This is a genomic window from Nocardia asteroides, assembly GCA_019930625.1.
In the GTDB taxonomy this organism is placed as follows: Bacteria; Actinomycetota; Actinomycetes; order Mycobacteriales; family Mycobacteriaceae; genus Nocardia; species Nocardia sputi.
The window spans coordinates 5743807-5764951 of record CP082844.1 but is presented as its reverse complement, the minus strand read 5'-3'; the positions used below and the strand labels follow the sequence as shown (position 1 = coordinate 5764951).

Genomic DNA, 21145 nt, shown 5'->3' with positions numbered 1-21145 from the left:
CCACGCCTCTCGATCACCACGACCATTTGCGATCCTGCGGAGGCGACCAGATTCCGGCCTCCCGCAGGTGCTCGAGCACGGGGGCGAAGGAGGCCAGTTCCTGCGGACTCCACAGAGGAAAGTTGATGAGCAGGTTCGTAGTCGCCGTGTTGCGCTTCAGCGAGATGATCTTCTCGGCCACCTGCTCGGGCGTGCCGATCAACTGCAGCACCGACCCAGCGCCCCCGAACGCGCGAGTGGCCTCGTCCTCACCCATCTTGGCGTACATCGAACGCGATGATTCGATCGAGCCGAGCACGTCGGCGGCGATCTCCTTGGTCGCGTCCACGTTCAGCGATTTCAGCAACCGCGCATATTCGGCCTCGGCTTCGCCGTCGCCGTCGCGCACGATTGCCATCGAGAACGGACAGGTTCCGACCACACGCTGTGTCTTCTCGGTCAGCGCCGCCAGGCGGCTGTCGACCTCACGTACCAACTCCTCCGTGTTGGCCAGTGTCACCAACTGATCGCAGAAGCTCGCAGCGAATTCGGCGCCCGCCGGTGATGCCCCCGCGCTGACCAGGAGCGGATGGGGCTGTTGCGCCGGGCGCGGCGCCTTGATCCGTCCGGTCACCCGGTAGTAGTCACCATCGACGTCGATGGGTTCTTGTTCGGTCCACAACCTCAGCACGATCTCGACGAACTCCGCGGCCATCACATAGCGCTGATCGTGCTCGACGAACTCTTCTCCGAACAGCGCGGCTTCGTCGGCACTGAACCCGGTCACCACGTTCCACCCCCAGCGACCCTCGCTGAACGCGTCCAGCGTCGCACCCATTCGTGCGACGTGGGCGGGCTTGTGGTGAGTGGTGTGGAAGGTGGAGATGACGCCGATGTGCTCGGTCGTCGCCAGCAACGCCATGGCAAGCAGCGGCGCATGGTAGGCGGGTGACTGGTGCCCGAACTCCTCCGCTGCCCGTTGGTGGCCGGACCAGTTGTCAGCAATGAACAACGAATCGAACCCGACTTGCTCGGCAGCCCTGCCGAGTTCGACCAAGTTGGCTTTGGTCATAGCCGGTGCCCGGCGAGCTGCCTCGTCCGAGTACAGGAAGTTGGTCTTCCCGCTCGGGAAGAAGTATCCGAGACTCAGTTTCGACGGGTCTTCGGCTCTCGGCTTCATGGTGGTCCTCTCGGAGCGCTGCGTGGTGGCTACCCCACCGGATATCTAGTGATCACCATCACAATATCTATTCCTCCCTATAAGGCAATTACGAGTTAAGTGATAAACCCATAAGAAGATTCCTAATCCATAGATCAGGACCCCCACATAAGCACCTGGTTATGGGATCATCAGAACTCTCGCAATTGTGTGATAACCCATGCCCTCCTACTGTGACCTGGAACACCGGATTCCAAGTAGTCAGGAAGGGGACGACGATGTCCGATTTCGGTCGAGAAGATCGGGCAGCGCAGTGCCCGATGTCGGGTACCTCGGAACGCGAACGCGCGATACCCATCACCGAGAAGGGGCCGGCTGGGAATTTCGATCACCTCTCCCCGCGCTGGAGTGAAACAAACTTGTGGGACGCCTATGACGAGATGCTCGCTGACGACAGCGTGAGATATTCGCCGCTCCACGGGGGCTTTTGGATCATCAGTCATTTCGCAGATGTCAAACGCGCCCTGCGGGATCACCGAACCTTTTCCTCGGCATCGGGGCACAGGATTCCGATGGTTGACGGGATGCTATCGATTCCGATCGACTACGACCCGCCCCTGCACACCCTGTACCGACCACTGTTGACACAGGCCCTGACTCCTGAGACCGTCCGCGGGTTGCAGCCGTGGCTCACAGCGATGATCGGCGACGTCTTCGATGAGTACTTTCGTGCGGGTGGGGGCGATGCTGTAGCAAACGTCGCCCTGCCGATTCCGCTGCACGTTCTGACCAAGGTGGTTGGTTTCGCGCCGTCGACTGTTGCGCGTTTTCGCGAGCTGACCGAGAATCTGTGGCGCGATGGAACTGCGGAGTCCCAGTTGCGCGGTCGTACCGCGTTGATCGAAGCGATCGACCTCGACATCGCAGACCACCGCGATCGTAGACCCGATGACTACCTCACCTGGCTACTCGACGCGCATGTAGAAGATCGCCCGATCAGCGTCGACGAGATACATTCCGTGTTGTTGACTCTCGCGGTCGCCGGACACGAGACAACTCTCAACTCGGTAAGCACACTTCTGTACCTCTTGGCCTCGAACGTGCCCCTACAGCAGCGTCTGCGGGCCGATCCGGGACTAGCCCCGAAATACGTCGAGGAGATGCTTCGGCTGCGCACGCCGGCACAAATGTTCGCGCGCAGAACCACTCGGCCTGTCGAGATCGGAAGTACCCGAATACCCGCAGGCGAGTGGGTGCTGCTGGTCAACGCAGCGGCCAACCGGGATGCCCGACAGTTCGACGACCCTACGAGCTTCGACATAGACCGGTCCGCCCGTGGACATCTGAGCTTCGGGTGGGGCATCCACCAATGTGTCGGGTCTGCCATCGCGCGGGCCGAACTCCGGATCCTCCTCGAGACCATGTGCCGATATCCCACGATCACCTTGACGGGCGACCCCACATTCACAGCCTTGGAAGCAGGCACCCATTTCGGGCTGCGCAGTCTGCCGCTCGGCTTCCTTCCCCCCTCGTACAGGAGCTGATCCTCATGGCCATCCACGCCCATATCGACGCCGCCGTCTGCAACGGCTATGGCAACTGCCTCGTCGCAGCGCCAGAAGTCTTCGACCTCGACCCCGAGACCAATATCGCTTTCACTCAGCCCGGCCGTCCAGCCGAAGGCGACCGCGACAGCCTGTTCGAAGCGGAAGCCGATTGCCCGGTCCGAGCAATTCTCGTGTCGGAGTCCTGACTATGGTCAACCGCACGACCACGGTTATCGTCGGCGCATCGATCGCCGGGATTCGAGCCGCCACCACGATCCGACGCATCGATCCCGGCCGTCGAATAGTTGTCGTCGACGGGGAGGACGAGGATCCATACGACAAGCCACCGCTGTCCAAAGCGGTGCTGACTCAGCCGACTCTCCCCTCCGTCCTACTCCCGGATCACCTCGGATCCGAGATCGACCACAGACGTGCAACATTTGCGGTCGGCTTGAACTCCCACACCTCTACCCTCGGACTCCATGACGGCAGCACCATCGAGTACGACAGCGCAATCCTCGCGACCGGCTCGACGCCGCGCCGACTAGCTCAGCTCGAGGCGATACCCGGAGTCCACTATCTGAGGACTCTGGCCGACGCCATCTCACTCCGCCGAGCGCTGCAGCGGAGGTCTCGCGTGGTGATCATCGGCGGCGGATTCATCGGTTGTGAAGTTGCTGCGAGCGCACGCAAGGGCGGACACGAAGTCACCATCATCGAAGCCGCCCCTCGTCTCGCAATGCGAGTCATGCCCGAGCCGGTCTCGGAAGCACTCACCGAACTCCACGAGGACAACGGCGTGACCGTTCGGTGCGGCACCGCTGTTCGCAGCGCCTCGCACGACTCGATCCAGAACACGGTCCTGATCGAGCTCGACGACGAGACCACTCTCGTCGCAGACGTCGTCGTCGTCGGGATCGGTACCGAACCGAATACCGGCTGGGCGGCAAGTTCCGCGGTCCCGATCGACAACGGCTTCGTTTGCGGCCCTGACCTGCGAGTCGAGGGAATGACCAATGTCTTTGCAATCGGCGACGCAGCCCGGTGGCTCAATCCCCGCTACGGCCAGATGATGCGCCTCGAGCACTGGACAAACGCTCGTGAGCACGCGGTCGTTGCTGCCCGCAACGCCTCTCAGCTCACCGCGCCCTGCTACGCGACATCAGTGCCGTTTGTCTGGTCGGACCAGTACGAGACACGAATACAGCACGTAGGCGACCCGAATCTTGCCGCGGTCGATGTTCATTCGACCAAGCTCTTGGACACGGGGCGCCTGTTCACCTACTCGCGCAACGGAGTCCTCGTCGGCGCAACCGGATTCAATGCCCAATCTGCGCTCGCAAAGATCCGCAAGCAGCTTATCGACTGCACCGAGCCGGATGAGCAGATCCGCACCAAGAGAAGTAATCGGCGAGGCCGAAGATGACCGCCCCACCCGACGACCACAACAGCCTCACCGTTGCCATTCCTGAGATATCAGAGTCCGCCACCGGTCGCCAACAGTTCCGCAGCCTCATCGGCGTCTCCCTCGGCGACGGACTGGAGGTGTTCGACTGGACCTGCTATGCAGTCTTCGCACCATTCTTTGCGAAACAGTTCTTTGATTCGAAGGATGCAACGTGGGCCCACAGAGCGGCTGGCGCCCGTGTTCGGGATCATGGCCGCAGTAACGGGGATGTTCTACGCATGGGCAGTCAGTGGTCCGACCTGGGCGATCTCGATAGCCGATGTTGCACCATCGTCGGCGCTCTGGGCCGGAGTTGCCGCCCTGGCGATCAGCACCGCGACGTTGCCGCTATTCGGTGCGCTATCCGACCGATACGGCCGACGGTGGAGTTTCTACATCTACGGGTTCGGCGTAGCAGTCACCGCTTTTCCGTTGAACCGACTCGCAAGCCAGGGCGCTTGGCAGTTCGGTATTGCAATGACGATCGCACTCATCCTGTTTGCGGCCGTCGCAGCGATTCTTCCCGCAGTTCTCGCCGAATTGTTTCCCACGGAGGTCCGCGCAGCGGGCATTGCGATTCCTTATTCGCTATCTGCCGTCGCGTTCGGCGGAACCGCGCCTTACCTACTCCAGTGGACTGCCCGACACGATCTTGCCAACGTATTCACTTGCTACCTGGCTCTCGCCGCGCTCCTGGGTGCCGCAATCATGCGATTCACTCCAGAGACGGCAGGGACATCACTACTCGCCAAATCATCCAACGAACCCGAACCGAATCAGGAGATGAAATGACCGCCGCGCAACTACTCGACAGCCGGCACGAACCGCGCTACCAGCGCGAGCCGTGGTCGCCCCTGATGATCAGCGCCGCTGACATCGATGCCGCTTTCAGTGCGTTGGAGGCGGGAAATCCCGACGACCGAGGTCGGCGAGAAATGCTGATCGTGCATCCCCAGGCCCCTCAAGGAGTGCGTGGACTGGCGCCTGCAACACAGGTCAGCCTCGGTACACTCTTGCCTGGCGAATCCACAACGCCAGTCCGTGCCAACACCACCGGTCTGTCGATGTGCATCGCCGGTGCCGGCACTATCGACATCGGAAACCGCACGATGCGCGTCGTCCAGCAAGACGTATGGACAAAACCATCGATGGCGATGGAAACGCTGTCCAACAACGGCTCCACCCCGTTTCGATATCTTCGATACACCAATGCAGCACTGCTGGAGTCTATTTCGGCCTTCTATGAAGACCTCGGATCGAGGGTCGAGCGCCCGGATGCCGCACCAACGTCGGACAAGCGCCGTGCGAAAGATCTTGCGCCCGCGATCGAATTGGGCGACGACGGCAGCCAACTATTGCCCTACGAACACATCATCGACCCGGATCCGGTCACCGATGCACCACTGCTGTTCGCCTGGGCCGACGTAAGTAAGCATCTCAGTGGCGTGCTCGGTCTCAAGACCGGATACACCGGCCGACCCTTGTACTGCCTGTACAATCCCTCGACCGGGCGGCTCAACGGCACCACTTCCTCGTTCTTTGCGACGATCACCGCAATCGGTGGCGATTTCGCCGGCGGAACCCACCGGCACATGAGTTCGGCAATCAACTATCACTTCGCCGGCAGCGGGTACAGCATCGTCGAAGGTCAACGTTTCGACTGGACCGCTGGCGATCTCATGCTGTCGGCCCCCGGATGGGCAGCCCACGCTCACACCATCAGCGGCGAAGGTGCACGCATCCTCACGGTGCAGGACCACCCGTTGCACACCTCGACGGGCTCACTCGTCTGGCAGGAGGACATAGAGAACGGCGAAGTTCTCGCACTCGGAACGCAGACCGGGTTCGAGACCAATCTCGCAGAATACGCAGATCAGACATAGAATTCATTGGTGCGGCCGACCCGCCCTGGGGCGGCCGCACCCGGCCCATCCTCGCCGAACCCACCGCGTCGAGGGGACAGGCTCGTCCGGGGTCGCTACCGTCGGCAAGGGAAAATGCGTGCTTGGTTCGGCGGCAGCGCGCATATCCGAGACAGGGCACCAGCCACCGGAGGTGACCAACATTGCACCCACTCGGGTATTCGACACCGGCGCAGCACCTGTCACCCCGACGCACCGAAGTTTCAGGCACCTGTGGGCCGCGACGTCTACCATCTGCGCGGTCTCAGGCACTTTCTCCTGGCCCGGGACCCGCATGAGGACGGCCACCGCCCCAGCGATGCGCGGCAAGCAACGCCAAGGGCACGACCGCCGACGAACACCCGTGATCCACACATCTCAACACGGTGATGGCAGGGCCGCTCAGTCCACAGCGAACCCTTCCGGGCGGGCCTTCATGCATAGCCGCCTGCGGGGTCGGCGGGTCCGGGTAACGCAGGGGCTCAGGGTGTGTCGCCGTTCGTGGCCGCCGGGATCGGTTCAGGGCAGGCCAGCGACTTCTTGGGCGATCGCGGCCAGCCGGGTCTGGGCGGCGGAGACGACGCCGTGGCGGTTTTTGTGGGCTTCTTCGTAGGCGACGATCGCGCGGATGTCGGCGGGGTCGGTGAGTTCTTTGACCTCGGCGACGGCTTGGGAGACGTTCGGCTCGTCGTAGTCACCGACCGGCGGGCGGGCAAGCCGGCAGGAGACGTGCCGCGCGTCGAGTGGGATCGGTCCTGTCGGGGTGGCCCTAGCAGTCCGATCGATTTGTGTCCAGGATCGATGAACCGTTGAACGCTCGGCAGGGGGTGTTCGTGATGTCTTATGAGAGTAGCCGGTGAATGCACAGTTATTGGGAGTTAGGAGGTGAGACGGTGATGATGTCACCGATGTGGATGCAGCGTGCACTCCATGGACCGCCTCGCCCGCAACCTCGACGACCTTCGCCGGTTGGTGCGCACCCTGACCGGCAAGGGTGTCCGGATGGAGTTCGTGAAGGAGTCGCTGACCTTCACCGGAGAGGACTCGCCGATGGCGAATTTGCTGCTGAGCGTGATGGGTGCCTTCGCCGAGTTCGAACGCGCCCTCATCCTCGAGCGTCAGCGCGAGGGCATCGCCGCGGCGAAGGCCCGCGGCGTCTACACCGGCCGCAAACCCGCCCTCACCGCCGAGCAGGCCATCCAGCTGCGTGCCCGCGCGGCTGGCGGGGAGTCGAAAGCGGCGCTGGCCAAGGAGTTCGGCGTCAGCCGCGAAACCGTCTACAGCTACCTGCGGGCCGACGCCGCCACGTCTTGACCTGCGGAGGTTCCGGGTCCATCTCGCCGGGGTAGCGGAAGTGGTGAAAGCTCCGTGTGGTGAACGGGCGAGATGGTTGCGGGATGGTTGACTGTGGCAATGCCGCTGTTGCGCAGGTATGTGACAGTGGGGGCGACGTTGGCCGCGGCGACCGCGACTGCGGTGGCGGCCCCGAGCGGTGTGCCTGTTTCCCCTGGTGGGAGCGTCGTGGCTTGGGGGGAGAGCAATTCCTATGGGCAGCTCGACGTACCTGAGCTGCCTGATGGACTGACATATACCGCAGTAGCCGCCGGGCAAGAGCATTCGCTGGCGTTGCTTTCGAATGGCCAGGTCGTTGCGTTCGGCAGGGATCTCGGTGGGGAGACGAACGTGCCGGCGCTGCCGCCGGGGACCACGTACACGGCAGTTGCGGGCGGCAGCTACCACTCGCTGGCGTTGCGTTCCGACGGTCAAGTAGTGGGGTTCGGTCGTGACAAGTTCGGGGAGACAATCGCGCCGCTGTCGCCGGCTGGATCCCGATATACGGCGGTTGCTGCCGGACAACAGCACTCGCTGGCGTTGCGTTCCGACGGCCAGGTTGTCGGCTTTGGTGACAACGGCTCCGAACAGACCGACGTTCCCTCGCTGCCAGCGGGTCTGACCTACACGGCGGTAGCTGCCGGAGCCCAATACTCCCTCGCGTTGCGCACCGACGGCAAGGTCATCCTGTTCGGCGCTGGCATGGGGACGCTGCCGCCGGGTGTGTGCGAACGGACATGCGCCCCGGAAACCCCGCCTGTCTGCACGTGGCTGTGCATCGACTTCACCCGTACCTACACCGGTATCGCTGCCGGGTTCGGACATGCTCTGGCTTTGCGTGTGGACGGTCAGATCGTCGGCTTCGGCGTCAGCAATGAAGGCCAGCTCGATGTTCCTCCGCTTCCGGTCGGGGTGGTCTATACCGCGGTGGCCGCCGGTATCTTCCATTCCGTGGCGCTGCAGTCGGATGGGCAAGTCGTCTACTTCGGGCGCTTTCCCGACAACAACGTTGTGCCTGCACTTCTGCCCGGCGCGCAATACGTCGCGGTCGCCGCGGGCCACCAGCACTCTCTCGCGATATCGACCTGCGGCCTACTGTGCAACCTGGGCCGCGACATCCCGGCCATCCCCGACTTATTCAGAAGACTCTGTCCCGACCCGATTCGCGACCAGTGGCCGTGCGGACCAGGCCCGCTTCTACCGAATCCCTTCCGGCCGTGGGAACTACCGAGACCAAGCTGACCGGCAAATCTGTATACAGGCGGCCGACAAGCCAAGCCCCGTGGCCGGAGCACTCCACTTCCCGTTCCTCCGGCGTGTGGGGATCCGCTTGTGCGTGTCCCGTTGATTCCAAGGTCCGCGCGTCGCTGCAGGGCGGCCGGTCGCGCACGTTGCGGACGGCCCCGTGGGGTCCAGGAGTGTGGGGAGGGAGTCGAGGAGCAAATCCGCCCGATCCGGCGCTAAGACCTCCGATGGGTCACCCCGCCTGATGTTCACGAAGTGCGACATCACGGAGGAATCGGCTCTTTACGCTGCCTTCGCAGCACGTATCGCAGCTGTACATCCAGAACTCAACGAGTGAAGGACGTGCTCCAGCGGCACCAGTCGGGGGGTTCCGATGCGAGTTGCCTGATACCCGTAGTTATCAGGCAATGGTTGAGTGAAGGCCATGTGGTTGCAATACGCGCCCGCGCAGAGGGCGCGTTACGAAACGCGTGTCTGCCTCCCAACAAGCTCGAATAGCCACTGACCTGCGATTATTTCAGAGAGTCGCGGTTGTCTCCGAGGTGCGATCCAGGCTACAATTACCTCACTCGGGTACGGCTGTGCCCGAATAGCCCTGGTCGCTTCGCGACTGGGGTTTCGTTGTTTCCCCACCCATACCATCCAAGCCCTCAGCAGACGCTGAGGGCTTTTTTCGTGCCCGGAGGTGCCGTGTCTTCCCTTGCGCTGCCTGATGTCGTGTCGCTGCTGACAGCCAACCTGTGGCCGTCATTGTTCCTCGCGGTGGCGAGCGTGACCGCTATCGCTCTCGTCCGTGCCGACAAGCGGGATATCCCTGCGATCTTCGCGTCGTTCGCCCAGGCTTTCGGCATTCATAAAACCCTCGGGCATCTTGAAGAACGGCGCGATACTGGCCAGATGATCTCGCCCATAGAGATCGAGCAGACCGGGGAGGAAGCGTGATCCACATGGGCCGACGCCCCGCCCACCGGCGGCGCGTGGAGGCAGACGCCGCCGCCAATCTCAGCATCAGCGAACTCTACGAGGCGGCCACCAAGAGATTCGGTTCGGCCACCTACGCAAAGGAGAGGCTCGAGGCGATGTGCGCGGAGCTCGAGCACGTGGCTCTAAGCCCCATCAAGAACGCTGTCCCCGCCTCCTTCCTCCTGAGCGTGGCCGAGGAGATCTGGCTCGACGAGGAAGAGCGGCCCCACCACGATGACCTTGCCCGCACAATGGCTCAGATCGCCCAACGTGTGCGCGAGAACCAGCCACTGATCTGGTGTGACTTGCACGGCTGGCTAGAACCGTACGGATACGGGCAATGCGACGAGTGCCCCTGCCGACTGCCCACCTACTCCCCTACTCCGAATCTGGACATTGGCGGCCGGCCCCGCCGCTATTGCAGCAACGCCTGCCGCCAGCGCGCCTACCGGCGCCGACTGAAGAACCGGGAGGACACGGGGAATTCCAGCTCTGCAGAGCGTTGAGAGCCGCCCGTCTACCCGACACGTTTCTCATACACATCGACCGGGCTCCGGTGCCGGGATTCGTCCGGCTGGGACGATGTGTGCGAGAACCGAACGTTTTACAACACTCCGGGATCCGTTCGTCCGGCGGCCAAGGAGCCCTCCCGGCGGCGCGAATTTGTTGCCGGCCGTTCTTACATGTGACAGTGACGTCGGGCCTGTGGTGTGTGAGGCTCTGTTGTCGCACGTCGAGCCGGGCAGTGCAGTCATGATGGTGCGGCTGTTGGAGGAGCTCGTTGGCCGGTTGGCGTCAGATCTTTGCGGAGCTGGTCGAGCGTGCCGACGGCTTGGTTTCCAAGATGTCCCGCGTCGGCCGCTATCCACCGACCGCGGCCAGCGGTCACCTGAGAAAGATGGTCCACGAGGTCACCGAGGTCGATCAGGCATCCGGGGCAGCGATCGACAACGCGTCAGGGTCAATCCGTTCCGAAGAGTCCTTCACCTCGTCGGGTGAACCGGAGGACCCCTCGGGTGGACAGTCCAGGGATTGGGGTTGGGAAGAGGCGGCCCGTATCGCCTCCGGTCCTGTCACGGTGCGTGACCTCACTCCCGACGACTGGGAACGCTCGCGTGAGCTGGTGTTGCAAAAACTTGCTGATTCGCCGGACTCGTTCAGGACGACGGTGGAACAAGCCCGGGCGCGGCCAGAGCGGGTTTGGCGTGAGTTGGTGGCATCGCGCAAGGCCAACTTGATGGTGCTGAAAGAGGGCAGACCGATCGCGGAGGTCCAGATCAACGCGATCCCGGACCGGGAAACCGCGGTGGAGTTGACCGGTATGTTCGTCGTCCCGGAGCATCGCGGGACAGGGGCGGGAGATCTTCTGGTGACGAAGGCCCTCGAATGGGCACGCAAACATGACTACCAGCAAGTTCGACGGTCTCAGCGCGAGGACAATATTCACGCCGAACGCCTCTACACTCGACACGGCTTCGTCCGTGTCGGTTACGAGCCCAGCCACTACCCGGACGGAACCGGGCTGCTTCATATGGCCCGAGAACTGCATTGACTCCATGCGTCTCCTCTGCGGCAAAGACCATCGGACCGTGCAGACACCCCTGCGATAGGTCTATCGAAAACGAGGGCTGAATCACCGGTCGGGACAACTCACCGGACCCCGCAGGCGTCGCAAATCGATCGTTTTACGGACAGGTGTGGATGCGGGATCGAGATTGAGTAGACGACCACACCGACAGCTCTCACCCTCAACAAACTTCGAGGTCGACATCGACGCCGAGCTGGCCCAGTTCGGGACAACCGGGTATCGGCCCCTGCGAATGTGCGATACACAGCTGCCCCGGTCGGAAGTGACGGGTTTGGTTGATGCGTTTTTGCTATCGATCGGTGGGTGAGTGGTCACTGATCGACCGGGTCAGTAGCAGGGTGGTACTGCCATCATTTTCCGGGATGGCCCGGATATGCTCGAAACCGACTTCGCTTAGAACATGCAGCGAAGCCTTGTTCGCTGCGGCCACGGTGGCGTGCACCTCGGTCAGTCCCAGGGTGTGGAAACCGTAGGTGACAAGCGCTTCTGCCAGCTCGACACCCAAACCGCATCCCCACACCTGTGGGCTCAAAGCGTAAATGATCTCGTAGCCCTCGACGACGTCAGTCGGCTTGATCTCGGCATGCCCGACCAGGCGTCCGTCCTGACGAACGGCCCAGACGTCGAACAGATGGTCCGCATAAACCTTGGTGAAGATGCGCCGAACAAGGCCCGGTCGGCCGCTTCGGAAGACGGGCCGTCACCCATCCACCGAGACACCCTCGTGTCCTGAAACAAAGCGACGAAGCCTTCCTCGTCCTCTGGGACGTACCGCTCGAGGACAAGACGCTGGGTACGCAGAGTCGAAGTCACAACTTGGGACGCTACCCGCGAACTGGCGTTGGACTCGCTGGTGATCGCGGCCGGTGAACTGGCCAGTGCCGGTCTGTCCGCGATCGAGAAGTGGAGGCGGAGGCGGCAGGAACCGGACTCACGGCCCTGTGTGGGGTATTTCTGCAGAAAATTGAGGCTGCCGGTGTAGCCGAGGGCTTTGATCTCACCGAACAACTCGACGACCAGCACACCGGGCTCGGTAGCGCGGCGTATTCGCAGGTGATCGTGGTAGGGATCGACCAGACAAGCACGGTATCGCGGTGGCCGGCGCAGTTTTCGGGTTCGGCCGCTCGGGCATAGCGTTTGACCGTGTTGAGGCCCACGCCCAGTCGGCGGGCGCAGTCCATGAGCCCGACTCCCTGGCCGAGCAGGTCGTGCACGGCATGCCACCGCTGCAAGGTGGTCGTCTCGCGGGTCATTGTCCGCCGTTTCGGTCCGGCCGCCGCCCAGCAACGACTATGGGCCGTGACGACCCGACATGGTCAGCGGGTATCCCCGGATACTGCACCTTCGCGTCGAGGATCGGCGCCGCCGATCCAGCCGTCGCTGTCTCGGCGGATGGCGGTCAGGCCGCTGGATTGCCGGGCGACTGAGACTTGGTGGCCGAGTTCGCGGAGGCGGAGGACCAATGCGTCGTGGTCACCGTTGTCGGCAGCGTCGATGTTGGGGTGTTCGCCGCCGAGGCTGGTGGATTGGTCGTTACTCGCTCCGAAGGTGGGCGCCGAGACTGCCTGCTGTGGGTCGAGTCCCCAATCCAACATGCCGATCAGCGTTTTCAGAACGAACTGGATGATCAGCGAGCCGCCGGCTGATCCCGCGACATGGGTGAGCGGGCCGCGAGATCCGTCTGCGGCCTTACTGAACACCAGGGTGGGTGAGACCGAGCTGCGGGGGCGCTTGTTGGGCTGAATGCGGTTGGCCACCAGGATGCCGTCGGTGCCCATCGGGTCGGCGGAGAAGTCGGTGAGCTGGTTGTTCAGCAGGAAGCCGTCGACGAGATGGAACGAGCCGAAGGCCGCTTCGATGGTGGTGGTCATCGCGGCCGCGTTGCCGTACTGGTCGACAACGGAGATGTGGCTGGTGCCGTGTTCCGGCGGCTGTGGGCCGACGCCGAGCGGGACCGGGCCGAAGTCGCCGGGCTGGGCGGTGCCCATGCTGCGGTTGCGGTCGATCAGGCCCGAACGCTGCTTCAGGTACTCCTTGTTCAGCAGTGTCTGTGGCGAGTTGCCGGGCAGCGGAATGAAATCGGTATCGGCCACGTACTTGTTGCGGTCGGCGTAGGCCAGCCGCTCGGCCTCGGCGATGAGATGAACCGCCTCGGCCTTCGGCTTGCCGCCATTGCTGGCGGTGTCGGAGTCGGCCCCGAGATCGTCCGGCTTCAGCGCGGCGAGATCGAAGTTCTCCAGGATGCCGAGGGTGGACGCGACGGTGATGCCCCCCGACGAGGGGTTCGGCATGCCGCAGATCTGATGGTTGCGGTAGTCGGTGCATAGCGCGGTGCGCTTCTTCGGCTGGTAGTTGGCCAGGTCGGCGACCGTGATGAGACTGGGGGTACGACCACCGGTGCCCGCGGTCGCGGCGGCGACGATGTCCTGCGCGATGGCCCCGGTATAGAAGGCCTGCGCGCCGTCGGTGGCGATGGCGCCGAGCGTCTTCGCCATGGCCGGGTTGGTGAGTACGGTATCGGCGGCCTTGCCCGTGCCGTCGGGATTGAGGAAGTACGCCTTAGCGCCGCCATCCCGTGCGAGATCGGTCGCCGAGTCGGTGATCTGCCCGGCAAGCCGGGGACTGATCTGGAAGCCGCGATCGGCGAGCCCGATGGCCGGGTCGAACAATTCGCGCCAGCCCTTTTTGCCGTGCTCGCGGTGCACCATCTCCAGCATCCGGATCACACCGGGCACGCCGATCGAGCGGCCGCTGGCCCGGGTGTTTGGCTTCGGTTCGGTGCGATCGGTATCGCTGACCCAGCGCAGGTAGTTCTCCGTCGCCGCCGCGGGCGCGACTTCGCGCCCATCGTAGGCCTCTTCGGACTTGGACGCCGCGTCGTAATACATCAGGAACGCGCCGCCACCGATCCCTGAGGATTGCGGCTCCACCAGCCCCAGCGTGGTCTGCGCCGTGATCAGCGCGTCGGCTGCGGTCCCGCCAGTCTGCAACACCTCACATGCGGCCTTCGTTGCTGCCGGATTCGCCGTGGCCACCGCGAACGTCTTCGATCGCACTGGCATCATCCCCGACCGATACCCTGTTGCAATCTCCGGACTCGTCCCGATGTCCTGCGTTTTCCCGTCGGCCGTTCCCGTCCCCGTCCCCGTAGCACCGTCAGCGACGGTTCCGCAGACTCCAGCCGCTTCCTCATACCTACAACTGGTAACCGCCCCGAGAACCAGTAGCATTGCCGCCAGCCCGGCCCATGTTGCTCGCGCTCGCATCATGCGACCCCAGCGATCGACGGGCTCGTGCACCGCGCTGTCACACCCAGCGATGGAGACATCGCGCAGCGATCCAAGTCGCCGATGACTCGGCGGCGGACGGCATCAGCTGCGGCCGACACGGACCGACTGGGCTGCCCATGCGCGCTGGCCGACCTGCACACCGCGGTCGCCGAACAACCATCGAACCGAGTCACCATTGGCCGCGCCGAGCTCTTTGGCTGCGGACGCGGCGGGCGCTGCACGGTGTCACTCGTCACCATTGGGCACTCCATCAGTGGATTGGAGTTCCGTCGATTCCGGGTGCGGAATGGGTGCGCTCGCGAGTTCGGCGAAAGCGATTGCCATCGGCCGGGGGTCGGCGGGCAAGGCAAGAAAGATGATCCGGTCGGCGGTGGGGTCCAGCGGGATCGTGTGTACGCCCGTGTGATGTGCGGGTAGCGAGAGCTCGGGGGCGATGCTTACCCCGAGGCCTTCTGCGACCATCGCCAGGATGGTGTTGATATCGCGAACACGATAATGGCATTTCAGGTTCGCGCCTGCCGCGCGCGCGAGTGAGGTGATGAGCGGTTCGCAGCCTCCGGCGGACATGATGAACGGGTGACGGGCCAGTTGGGCCATTGAAACCGAGTGGCAGTCGCCCAGTTCGTGACCGCCCGGCACGACGGCCAACATGCGATCCACAGCGAACGGCCACGCTGTCAGTCCGGCGGGAACGAGAACCCCGGCTGCCTGTTCGATCGACGACCGGGTGGTGCCCTCGATGCCGGATGCCAGGGTGGCGATATCTGCCGCTCCTGTTTGGAGCCATTCGAGTACTTCCTGATCCGAGCCCTCCAGCACGATCAGCCGAACCTGCGGGTGCGCACCGGTGAACCGCCGCAGGATCGGTGGCAGCAGTCGGGTGTTGGCGCTGGGAATGACACCGACCCGCAAGCTCCCCCGCTCGTGCTCCCGTGCTGTGGCCGCATCGTGTTTCAACGCCTCTGCCTGTGTGAGGATGAGCGTGGCGCGACGGCAGACAGCGCGTCCAGTGGTCGTCAAACTCACGCCGTGGTTGCCGCGGACCAGCAGCGCGATGCCGAGTTCATTCTCCAACGAGCGCAGCGCATGGCTGACCGCGGACTGCGTGGTGGACAGTTCCTCGGCGGCACGGGTCATGCTGCCTGTCCGCGCGACCGCTTGCAGAATTCTGAGCTGGGTGAATGTCACAGTGCTGCCCGCAGCAGGCCGACGACCAGTGGATGCGGGGCCTCGGGTCGTGAGCGGGCCTGGGGCACGAACAGAGTAGCGACGTAGAACGGGTGGCCGGGGACTTCAAGCACCCTGGCTGCTCCATCACCGTCCACGCCGGTGACCAGGAACCCACCGGCGTGCAGGACATCTTGTCGGTTGGTGTCGAGCCCGAAGTTGCAGTAGTACTCTTCCTCGACTTCGGTCCTTCCGTACAACGCGGCCACCCGAGAACCGGAAACCAGGGAAACGGGCATCGTTTTGCCGGCCAGTGAGCAGGTCAACTCCGACACGAACAGAGTTGAAGCGTAAGGGTCGTATTCGGCATGCTGGGCGTCTGCGTAACCGAGCACCGTGCGGGCGTACTCGATGACCATGTGCTGGCAGCCACCGCACGTCCCGAGCGTGGGTACCCCGCTTTCCCGGCCGTGACGAAGCGCGGCGACGGCGCCACGCAGGCTGCGATACGGACTGCCCGGCGCGCACCAGAGCACATCGGCGGTCTTGACCTCGCCCAGGTCCGCCTCCAGTGGTTCGGTGGCCAGCCAGCGGATGTCCACCTCGATACCAAGATGCGCCGCGGCATGCTCCAACGCGTCGTCGGTAGCCCCGTGGGGAACAAAGTTCGGATCACGGTCACCGACGACCGCGACGAGAAGGGATCGGTCCATGATGATCACTATGCGACAGTTGCAGCCTCGCCGCCCATGCCGAACTCGGCGACCACCATGAGCAGACACTCAACTTCCAGCATCGTCCCATGGCCCTGCGGCCCTCGTTGCGTGACCCGGACAAATAGAAATCGACATCCATCAGCTGCGGCATTCGCACGCGGCCGAGCTGATCAACGTCGGCGTCTCCATCGAGGGCGTGGGCAAGCGGCTCCGGCACGCCTCCACCGAGACCACGCAGGTATATGCCCCGTCGCGGACAAGAACGCCGACAATGATATCTGCGCCGCCCGGCGGCGAAGGCCGAAAGCCTGATCGTGGAGGCGTGCAGGGCCGCCAAGCGAGCCGTGAGGAATCTGTCGAATCAGCTGCGGTGGTGGGCGGCGGAGTAAGACAGCGGTCAGCCGGTCTCGCGGATCGTTGAGACCCGCTGACGGACTGCTGCCCAGAGCTCCGTTGGCAGGTTCGGCCTGGTCAAGTCACGACCACGGATGGACACGGTCACCTCGACCCATGAGCTGGCGATGCTGTTCGCGTCGGTGAACAACTACCAGGGCGCCCCACGCGGGGTGTCCGAGCCGCTACCGACGGCGCTCGCCTCGGAGACCCTGAGTCTGATGTCCGGTGTCATTCCGTTCCGCAAGAACACCACCCCGACCCTCAGCGCCGAGCCGATGCCGACCGTGACCTCCGAGCAGATCCCTGGACTGCTCACCGCGGAATGGGCCGCGGCGCTGGCGGCTCTGTCGGTGGAGGACTGCTTCTTCCGGATGCTCGGCCCGCACGAGGTCGGCAGGGGCTGCGGATTCGACACCACCTTCCCCGGGCACGAGGGCGAGTTCATCGTCTGGGGATCCGCCCGAGATCAGTGCGACGGGTTCGGCAACGCCGTAAGCCCGTCGGTGGGTACATGGATCGGGTCTCGGCTGCGGGCCATCCTCCACACGGCGGAGGCGATCGCCTGACCCGATCCGACAAGAGTGTGCCCCGGCGGCTCGTATCCGCCGGGGCACATTGCTGTGAAGGCCAAGGCGGGCCGGTGTATTCCGGAAGAGGGGCCCGAGATACTGGAAGGAGTGCATCATGTCGAAGTCAGGCGGGAAAGGCCACGGCGGCGGCAAGATGACCACCGCGGCCGCGTCCCGAGTCCAGTCCGCAGCTGCGAAGAACCCGGGCAGCAGCTCGGCGAAGTCCGGCTTCGCATCCCGTGCTCAGTCCTGCGCGGCGAAGTCCGGCAGCGGGAAGAGCGGCGGGAAGAAGTAGCCCAGTACGCAGGGCAGCCCCGGAATGTTGGGTGTTCCGGGGCTGCCCTGCCTACTGGGTATTCAGTCGACGCCTAGGTAGCGCGCCCACATCACCGGCAGCTGGTCGAGGGGGAAGCGGAAGCCGCGGCAACGGCCGATCTCGTGGCCGGGGTACTCGTCGTCGAGTTCGGTGTGCGGGTGGTCGACCACCCAGGTCAAGCTGGCGTCTTCGCGGAGCCAGGCGTACACGTCGAACCACAGCCCGTCCATACGCACGGTGACCGCGTCCCCACCACTGGTGTGCGCCACACCCCGCCCGCGCAGCTCGGCGCACAGCAACGCCCGCCGCAGCCGCCGCGCGTGCACGACCTCGTGACGCAGGCCGCGCCACCACACAGCGAGCACACGCTGCTGGATTCCCTGTGGTGTCCTCATCAGATGTCCTCGATTCGGATGGTGGCGACGGTGAAGTACCGCACGGCGCCGGAGCTGGTGGTCTTGCGCCGCCATTTGCCGGTGCGGGTGTACCCGGCGGCGGTCAGCGCGTCGAGGCTGGCCGGTGCGCCTGGTTCGGCGGGTACGGATTCCCATCGGCAGCTGACGTGGCGGCCGTGGATGCTGCCGTCGTCGTTGTAGAACAGCTCGCAGGAGTAGAGGTCGGCGACCGCGCCGTCGGTATCGTCGAGGCGGGCGATGACGTGCAGGTCGATGTCGGCGTTGGTCATCGTCCGAGCTCCTCGCGGTGCAGCTGGCGGCGTCCACCGGCGCCGACCGCGGGTCCGGGGCGGGACTGGCCCTGTCCTGCGGTGGTGGCGCGGTCGGGACGGGTGGTGCAGGCCCGCGCCCCGGGGTTCGGTCCGCGGCCGGCGGCGGCCTGACGCTGAGCGATCGCGTCGTCGCGGGCAGCGACAGCGGCGGCGGACTTGTCCCTCCACCGCTGACGGCGCGCGGCAGCGCCGCGCCCGAGCTCCCCGGCCTGACGGGCTCGATCATCGACGAGGGCCCGGATCTGCTGGCGTACCTCCGGGTCTACACCCGCATGGCCGAATGCGTCAGCGCGTTCGAAGCCGGGATGATCTTCATCGCGCTGCCGCGGTTCGGCGAGATCTTCGGCGCGCCTGCCTCCACCGGCTGGGCGGTGACCGCCTACATGCTCGTCGCGGCGACCGCGGCCCTGGTCGGCGGCCGCCTCGGCGACCTGCACGGCCGCAAGAAGGTCCTCATCGCCATCATGCTGCTGCCTGCCGCGGGGTCGTTGGTCAGTGTCGCCGGGGTCTCGATGGCCGCGATCATCGCCGGCCGCGGCATCCAGGGCGTCGCGGGCGCGATCCTGCCGCTGTGCTACGGCCTCGCCCGCGAGGCCCTGCCGCCCGGAAAGGTGTCGCTCGCAGTCGGATTCATCAGCGGCGCCGCGCTGCTCGCCGGGTCCGGCGGTTCCCTGATCGCGGGCGTGCTGCTCGATGTCACCGACTGGCACATGATCTTCGTCTTCGCCGCGGTACCGGCCGTGGTGGCGTCGGCCGTCGCGACGGCCGGACTACCGCCTTCCTCGGCCTCCGGACAGCTGCACCGCTTCGACTACCTGGGCGCCGCGCTACTCACTCCGGGTCCGCCGATCACCATGACCGATGCCTGCTGCACCCTTCCGGCGAGGCGCGCTGGTGGCTGCCGCGAGCCCGGTCCTCGATGTCGGCCCGAGGCCGCGGAGCGCCCGGCGAATCCGATCGACGAATCAAAATCCAACGCCCGGTGCATGTGTCGTCGTTTCTGATGACGTGCTGGTTCTCCCATCTTCCCCGGTGGGTAGTCCCTAGGGTAGTCTCACAATGTGGCGATCGAGTGGTACTGGGCACTCGCCCAGGTGCTGGCGCGAACAGGCGTCGATCCCGACGACGTATTCGACTTCGTGGATGCCTGGATGAAGGGCAATCGGCCGGTCTGGCTACGGACGGCCGCCGACCCGGCAACCGGGCTAAGGTCCCTGGTGATCTGGGGTCGTGCCGACGACGGCACACCGTTGTCGGTCTTCGCCCGTCGTCTCGGTCGCGACATCGAGGTGTACAGCGCCGCATACCTGACCGCCGACCAGGCCGCGGACTTCGAGAAGTGGGAGGCGACCCGCAATGACTGATCCGTTCTTGAACATGAGCCCCGCCGAGATAGCGGCGATGACCGAGCGCCTCGAGTTCACCGATGAACCGGTCACCCCGCCGATCGAGACCGGCCCGGGCGCCGAACCGGTCCTCATCCCCCGGTCGGTGAAACTGACCCGTGACCTCGACCAGGCGTGCAAGCGCCGCGCCGCGAACCTCGGCATGTCGCAGTCGGCCTACATCCGCTCGCTGATCGAACGCGACGTGGCCGAGGCCGGAACCGGCGAGCAGCGACCGGCGTGGGTGCGCGAACTCCTGGCCGTGATCGCTCAGCACGAGAACGACGAGCACCGCAAGGCATCCTGAGCCGGGTTCAGCGGTCGACGGCGACAGTCGGGATGACCGTTCGCCTACCCAGGAGTCGCTCACTGTCAGCGCACGTCCGCTCGCACAGTGCCGCCGGACCCGGGCGGGCGACTGATGGGTTCGACAGACGCTGCGGGTATGGATCGTGAAGGCACAGGCTGAGCCCGGCAAGGCCACGCGGCGGCGTTCTGCACGGTCGATCGGATCATGCGGGAGTTGGGCATGAACGGATGGAATGGGTCGACTGGGTACAACAACGCCCGCCTGCACTCCCGGCTGGACTACCTGGCCCCCGCCGAATACGAGAGCGCCTACTACGCTCAACAACCACCACGCCCGACCGGCGCTGGTCTAAACCGGAAGCCGGTCCCGAACCCGTGACGGTTCATGGCCAGATCTATTGAGACGAGACATTGTTGGTAGTCTCATTCAATCTGACCAGCGCGGAACCGCTTCGGCAGGCGGGGTTCCGGAGCCGATGGCGTGGTGGCCTGATGTGCAGGAGGTTCTGGTCGGACCACCAATACAATGCCTTGGTGATGGAACGCAGTGAACGCCCGTGGGGCGTCTACCAGGTCCTTTCCGAGGAGCCGACGTTCAAAGTCAAGACGATCACAGTCCGCCCCGGTCGGCGGCTCAGCTATCAGCGCCACTCCCGGCGTGCCGAGCACTGGTTCGTGGTGTCGGGCGAGGGGGTCGTGACCCTCGATGGCCAGGAACGCTTGGTGCAGGCCGGTGACGCTGTCGACATTCCTATGGAGACTGCGCACCGTATCGCCGCGACGGGCAGCGAAGATCTCGTGTTCGTCGAGGTGCAGACTGGCACCTATTTTGGTGAAGACGACATCGTCCGGCTCGAAGACGACTTCGGCCGCGAGGGATAGTCGCTCGCGATATTCCACCGGAGCCAAGCCACGGAATCCGCGTCTCGATCGGTATGGCCTGCGGAGCCGTCGTGCGGGAGGTTCACATGCCGATCGGCGGGGCGTCGCCGGAGATCATGCCACATTGGCCAACAACACTGAGACAGTGGCCAGATAACCAGTGCAACGGCCAAATTGAATGAGACTTGGCCATATTCACTGAGACGGGACAGCTTGGGGTGCCCAGT

At 64.5% G+C, this 21145-nt stretch carries 24 protein-coding genes and 1 pseudogene; 17 read left to right on the top strand and 8 right to left on the bottom strand.

From position 1 onward, the window contains the following. Nucleotides 1-13: 13 nt before the first annotated feature. On the bottom strand, nt 14-1159 hold the full coding sequence (locus K8O92_26140) for an LLM class flavin-dependent oxidoreductase (GenBank protein UAK31277.1): 1146 nt from the start codon (nt 1157-1159) through the stop codon (nt 14-16). A 257-nt stretch (nt 1160-1416) separates the two neighbouring features. On the opposite strand from K8O92_26140, the gene K8O92_26135 reads away from it, so the two are divergent. From K8O92_26135 to K8O92_26115, 5 genes are all read left to right on the top strand, one after another. Continuing rightward, nucleotides 1417-2682 carry a cytochrome P450 gene (locus K8O92_26135; GenBank protein ID UAK31276.1) on the top strand — a complete coding sequence of 422 codons (1266 nt, stop codon included), beginning with the start codon at nt 1417-1419 and terminating at the stop codon, nt 2680-2682. Nucleotides 2683-2687: 5 nt separating this feature from the next. Further along, nucleotides 2688-2891: a ferredoxin gene (locus K8O92_26130; GenBank protein ID UAK31275.1), complete on the top strand. Its 204-nt coding sequence runs from the start codon at nt 2688-2690 to the stop codon at nt 2889-2891. A gap of 2 nt (nt 2892-2893) precedes the next feature. Beyond that, entirely contained in the window at nt 2894-4111 is a 1218-nt protein-coding gene (locus K8O92_26125; GenBank protein UAK31274.1) for an FAD-dependent oxidoreductase, read from the top strand. 186 nt (nt 4112-4297) lie between these two features. Further along, nucleotides 4298-4924 (top strand): MFS transporter, encoded by a 627-nt coding sequence (locus K8O92_26120; protein ID UAK31273.1) that lies wholly within the window; start codon nt 4298-4300, stop codon nt 4922-4924. Further along, nucleotides 4921-6015: a hypothetical protein gene (locus K8O92_26115; protein ID UAK31272.1), complete on the top strand. Its 1095-nt coding sequence runs from the start codon at nt 4921-4923 to the stop codon at nt 6013-6015. The genes K8O92_26120 and K8O92_26115 overlap by 4 nt, the downstream gene beginning before the upstream one ends. A gap of 537 nt (nt 6016-6552) precedes the next feature. Here the strand turns inward: K8O92_26115 and K8O92_26110 are convergent. Further along, nucleotides 6553-6738, bottom strand: a pseudogene (locus K8O92_26110) (ferritin-like domain-containing protein). A 216-nt stretch (nt 6739-6954) separates the two neighbouring features. Between K8O92_26110 and K8O92_26105 the strand changes: the two are divergent. From K8O92_26105 to K8O92_26085, 5 genes are all read left to right on the top strand, one after another. Then, nucleotides 6955-7347 carry a recombinase family protein gene (locus K8O92_26105; GenBank protein ID UAK31271.1) on the top strand — a complete coding sequence of 131 codons (393 nt, stop codon included), beginning with the start codon at nt 6955-6957 and terminating at the stop codon, nt 7345-7347. 207 nt (nt 7348-7554) lie between these two features. Continuing rightward, the gene (locus tag K8O92_26100; GenBank protein ID UAK31270.1) at nt 7555-8607 is read left to right on the top strand and encodes a hypothetical protein; all 1053 of its coding nucleotides are present in this window, start codon (nt 7555-7557) and stop codon (nt 8605-8607) included. A gap of 693 nt (nt 8608-9300) precedes the next feature. Then, nucleotides 9301-9552 (top strand): hypothetical protein, encoded by a 252-nt coding sequence (locus K8O92_26095; GenBank protein ID UAK31269.1) that lies wholly within the window; start codon nt 9301-9303, stop codon nt 9550-9552. Next, nucleotides 9549-10079 carry a hypothetical protein gene (locus K8O92_26090; GenBank protein UAK31268.1) on the top strand — a complete coding sequence of 177 codons (531 nt, stop codon included), beginning with the start codon at nt 9549-9551 and terminating at the stop codon, nt 10077-10079. Before K8O92_26095 ends, K8O92_26090 begins: the two co-directional genes overlap by 4 nt. A gap of 275 nt (nt 10080-10354) precedes the next feature. Continuing rightward, nucleotides 10355-11125 carry a GNAT family N-acetyltransferase gene (locus tag K8O92_26085; GenBank protein ID UAK31267.1) on the top strand — a complete coding sequence of 257 codons (771 nt, stop codon included), beginning with the start codon at nt 10355-10357 and terminating at the stop codon, nt 11123-11125. A gap of 325 nt (nt 11126-11450) precedes the next feature. Here the strand turns inward: K8O92_26085 and K8O92_26080 are convergent, their stop codons facing one another. The 4 genes from K8O92_26080 to K8O92_26065 all read right to left on the bottom strand — a co-directional run bounded on the left by K8O92_26080 (nt 11451) and on the right by K8O92_26065 (nt 16331). Then, nucleotides 11451-11819, bottom strand: a complete 369-nt coding sequence (locus K8O92_26080; GenBank protein UAK35949.1) for a GNAT family N-acetyltransferase — start codon at nt 11817-11819, stop codon at nt 11451-11453. A gap of 658 nt (nt 11820-12477) precedes the next feature. Next, complete coding sequence (locus tag K8O92_26075; protein ID UAK35948.1) at nt 12478-14430, bottom strand: gamma-glutamyltransferase family protein; 1953 nt, start codon at nt 14428-14430, stop codon at nt 12478-12480. 246 nt (nt 14431-14676) lie between these two features. Next, nucleotides 14677-15639: a LysR family transcriptional regulator gene (locus K8O92_26070; protein UAK31266.1), complete on the bottom strand. Its 963-nt coding sequence runs from the start codon at nt 15637-15639 to the stop codon at nt 14677-14679. Further along, nucleotides 15636-16331 carry a CTP synthase gene (locus tag K8O92_26065; protein ID UAK31265.1) on the bottom strand — a complete coding sequence of 232 codons (696 nt, stop codon included), beginning with the start codon at nt 16329-16331 and terminating at the stop codon, nt 15636-15638. The genes K8O92_26070 and K8O92_26065 overlap by 4 nt, the downstream gene beginning before the upstream one ends. 124 nt (nt 16332-16455) lie before the next feature. On the opposite strand from K8O92_26065, the gene K8O92_26060 reads away from it, so the two are divergent. The 3 genes from K8O92_26060 (at nt 16456) to K8O92_26050 (ending at nt 17594) form a co-directional block, all read left to right on the top strand. Further along, nucleotides 16456-16755, top strand: a complete 300-nt coding sequence (locus K8O92_26060) for a tyrosine-type recombinase/integrase (protein ID UAK35947.1) — start codon at nt 16456-16458, stop codon at nt 16753-16755. A 67-nt stretch (nt 16756-16822) separates the two neighbouring features. After that, nucleotides 16823-17296, top strand: coding sequence for a hypothetical protein (locus K8O92_26055; protein UAK31264.1), 474 nt, complete (start codon nt 16823-16825; stop codon nt 17294-17296). Nucleotides 17297-17414: 118 nt separating this feature from the next. Next, a complete protein-coding gene (locus tag K8O92_26050) occupies nt 17415-17594 on the top strand; it encodes a hypothetical protein (protein ID UAK31263.1) in 180 nt (59 codons plus the stop codon). Nucleotides 17595-17656: 62 nt separating this feature from the next. Here the strand turns inward: K8O92_26050 and K8O92_26045 are convergent, their stop codons facing one another. Both K8O92_26045 and K8O92_26040 read right to left on the bottom strand, forming a co-directional pair. Beyond that, complete coding sequence (locus tag K8O92_26045; GenBank protein ID UAK31262.1) at nt 17657-18010, bottom strand: hypothetical protein; 354 nt, start codon at nt 18008-18010, stop codon at nt 17657-17659. After that, nucleotides 18010-18300, bottom strand: coding sequence for a hypothetical protein (locus K8O92_26040; GenBank protein UAK31261.1), 291 nt, complete (start codon nt 18298-18300; stop codon nt 18010-18012). Before K8O92_26040 ends, K8O92_26045 begins: the two co-directional genes overlap by 1 nt. A gap of 314 nt (nt 18301-18614) precedes the next feature. Here K8O92_26040 and K8O92_26035 point away from each other — a divergent pair, with 314 nt between their 5' ends. The 4 genes from K8O92_26035 (at nt 18615) to K8O92_26020 (ending at nt 20918) form a co-directional block, all read left to right on the top strand. Then, nucleotides 18615-19346, top strand: a complete 732-nt coding sequence (locus K8O92_26035) for an MFS transporter (protein UAK35946.1) — start codon at nt 18615-18617, stop codon at nt 19344-19346. 57 nt (nt 19347-19403) lie between these two features. Then, nucleotides 19404-19706 carry a hypothetical protein gene (locus K8O92_26030; GenBank protein ID UAK31260.1) on the top strand — a complete coding sequence of 101 codons (303 nt, stop codon included), beginning with the start codon at nt 19404-19406 and terminating at the stop codon, nt 19704-19706. Beyond that, entirely contained in the window at nt 19699-20034 is a 336-nt protein-coding gene (locus K8O92_26025; protein ID UAK31259.1) for a hypothetical protein, read from the top strand. Before K8O92_26030 ends, K8O92_26025 begins: the two co-directional genes overlap by 8 nt. Nucleotides 20035-20570: 536 nt before the next feature. Next, nucleotides 20571-20918 (top strand): phosphomannose isomerase type II C-terminal cupin domain, encoded by a 348-nt coding sequence (locus tag K8O92_26020; protein UAK31258.1) that lies wholly within the window; start codon nt 20571-20573, stop codon nt 20916-20918. Nucleotides 20919-21145: the final 227 nt, after the last annotated feature.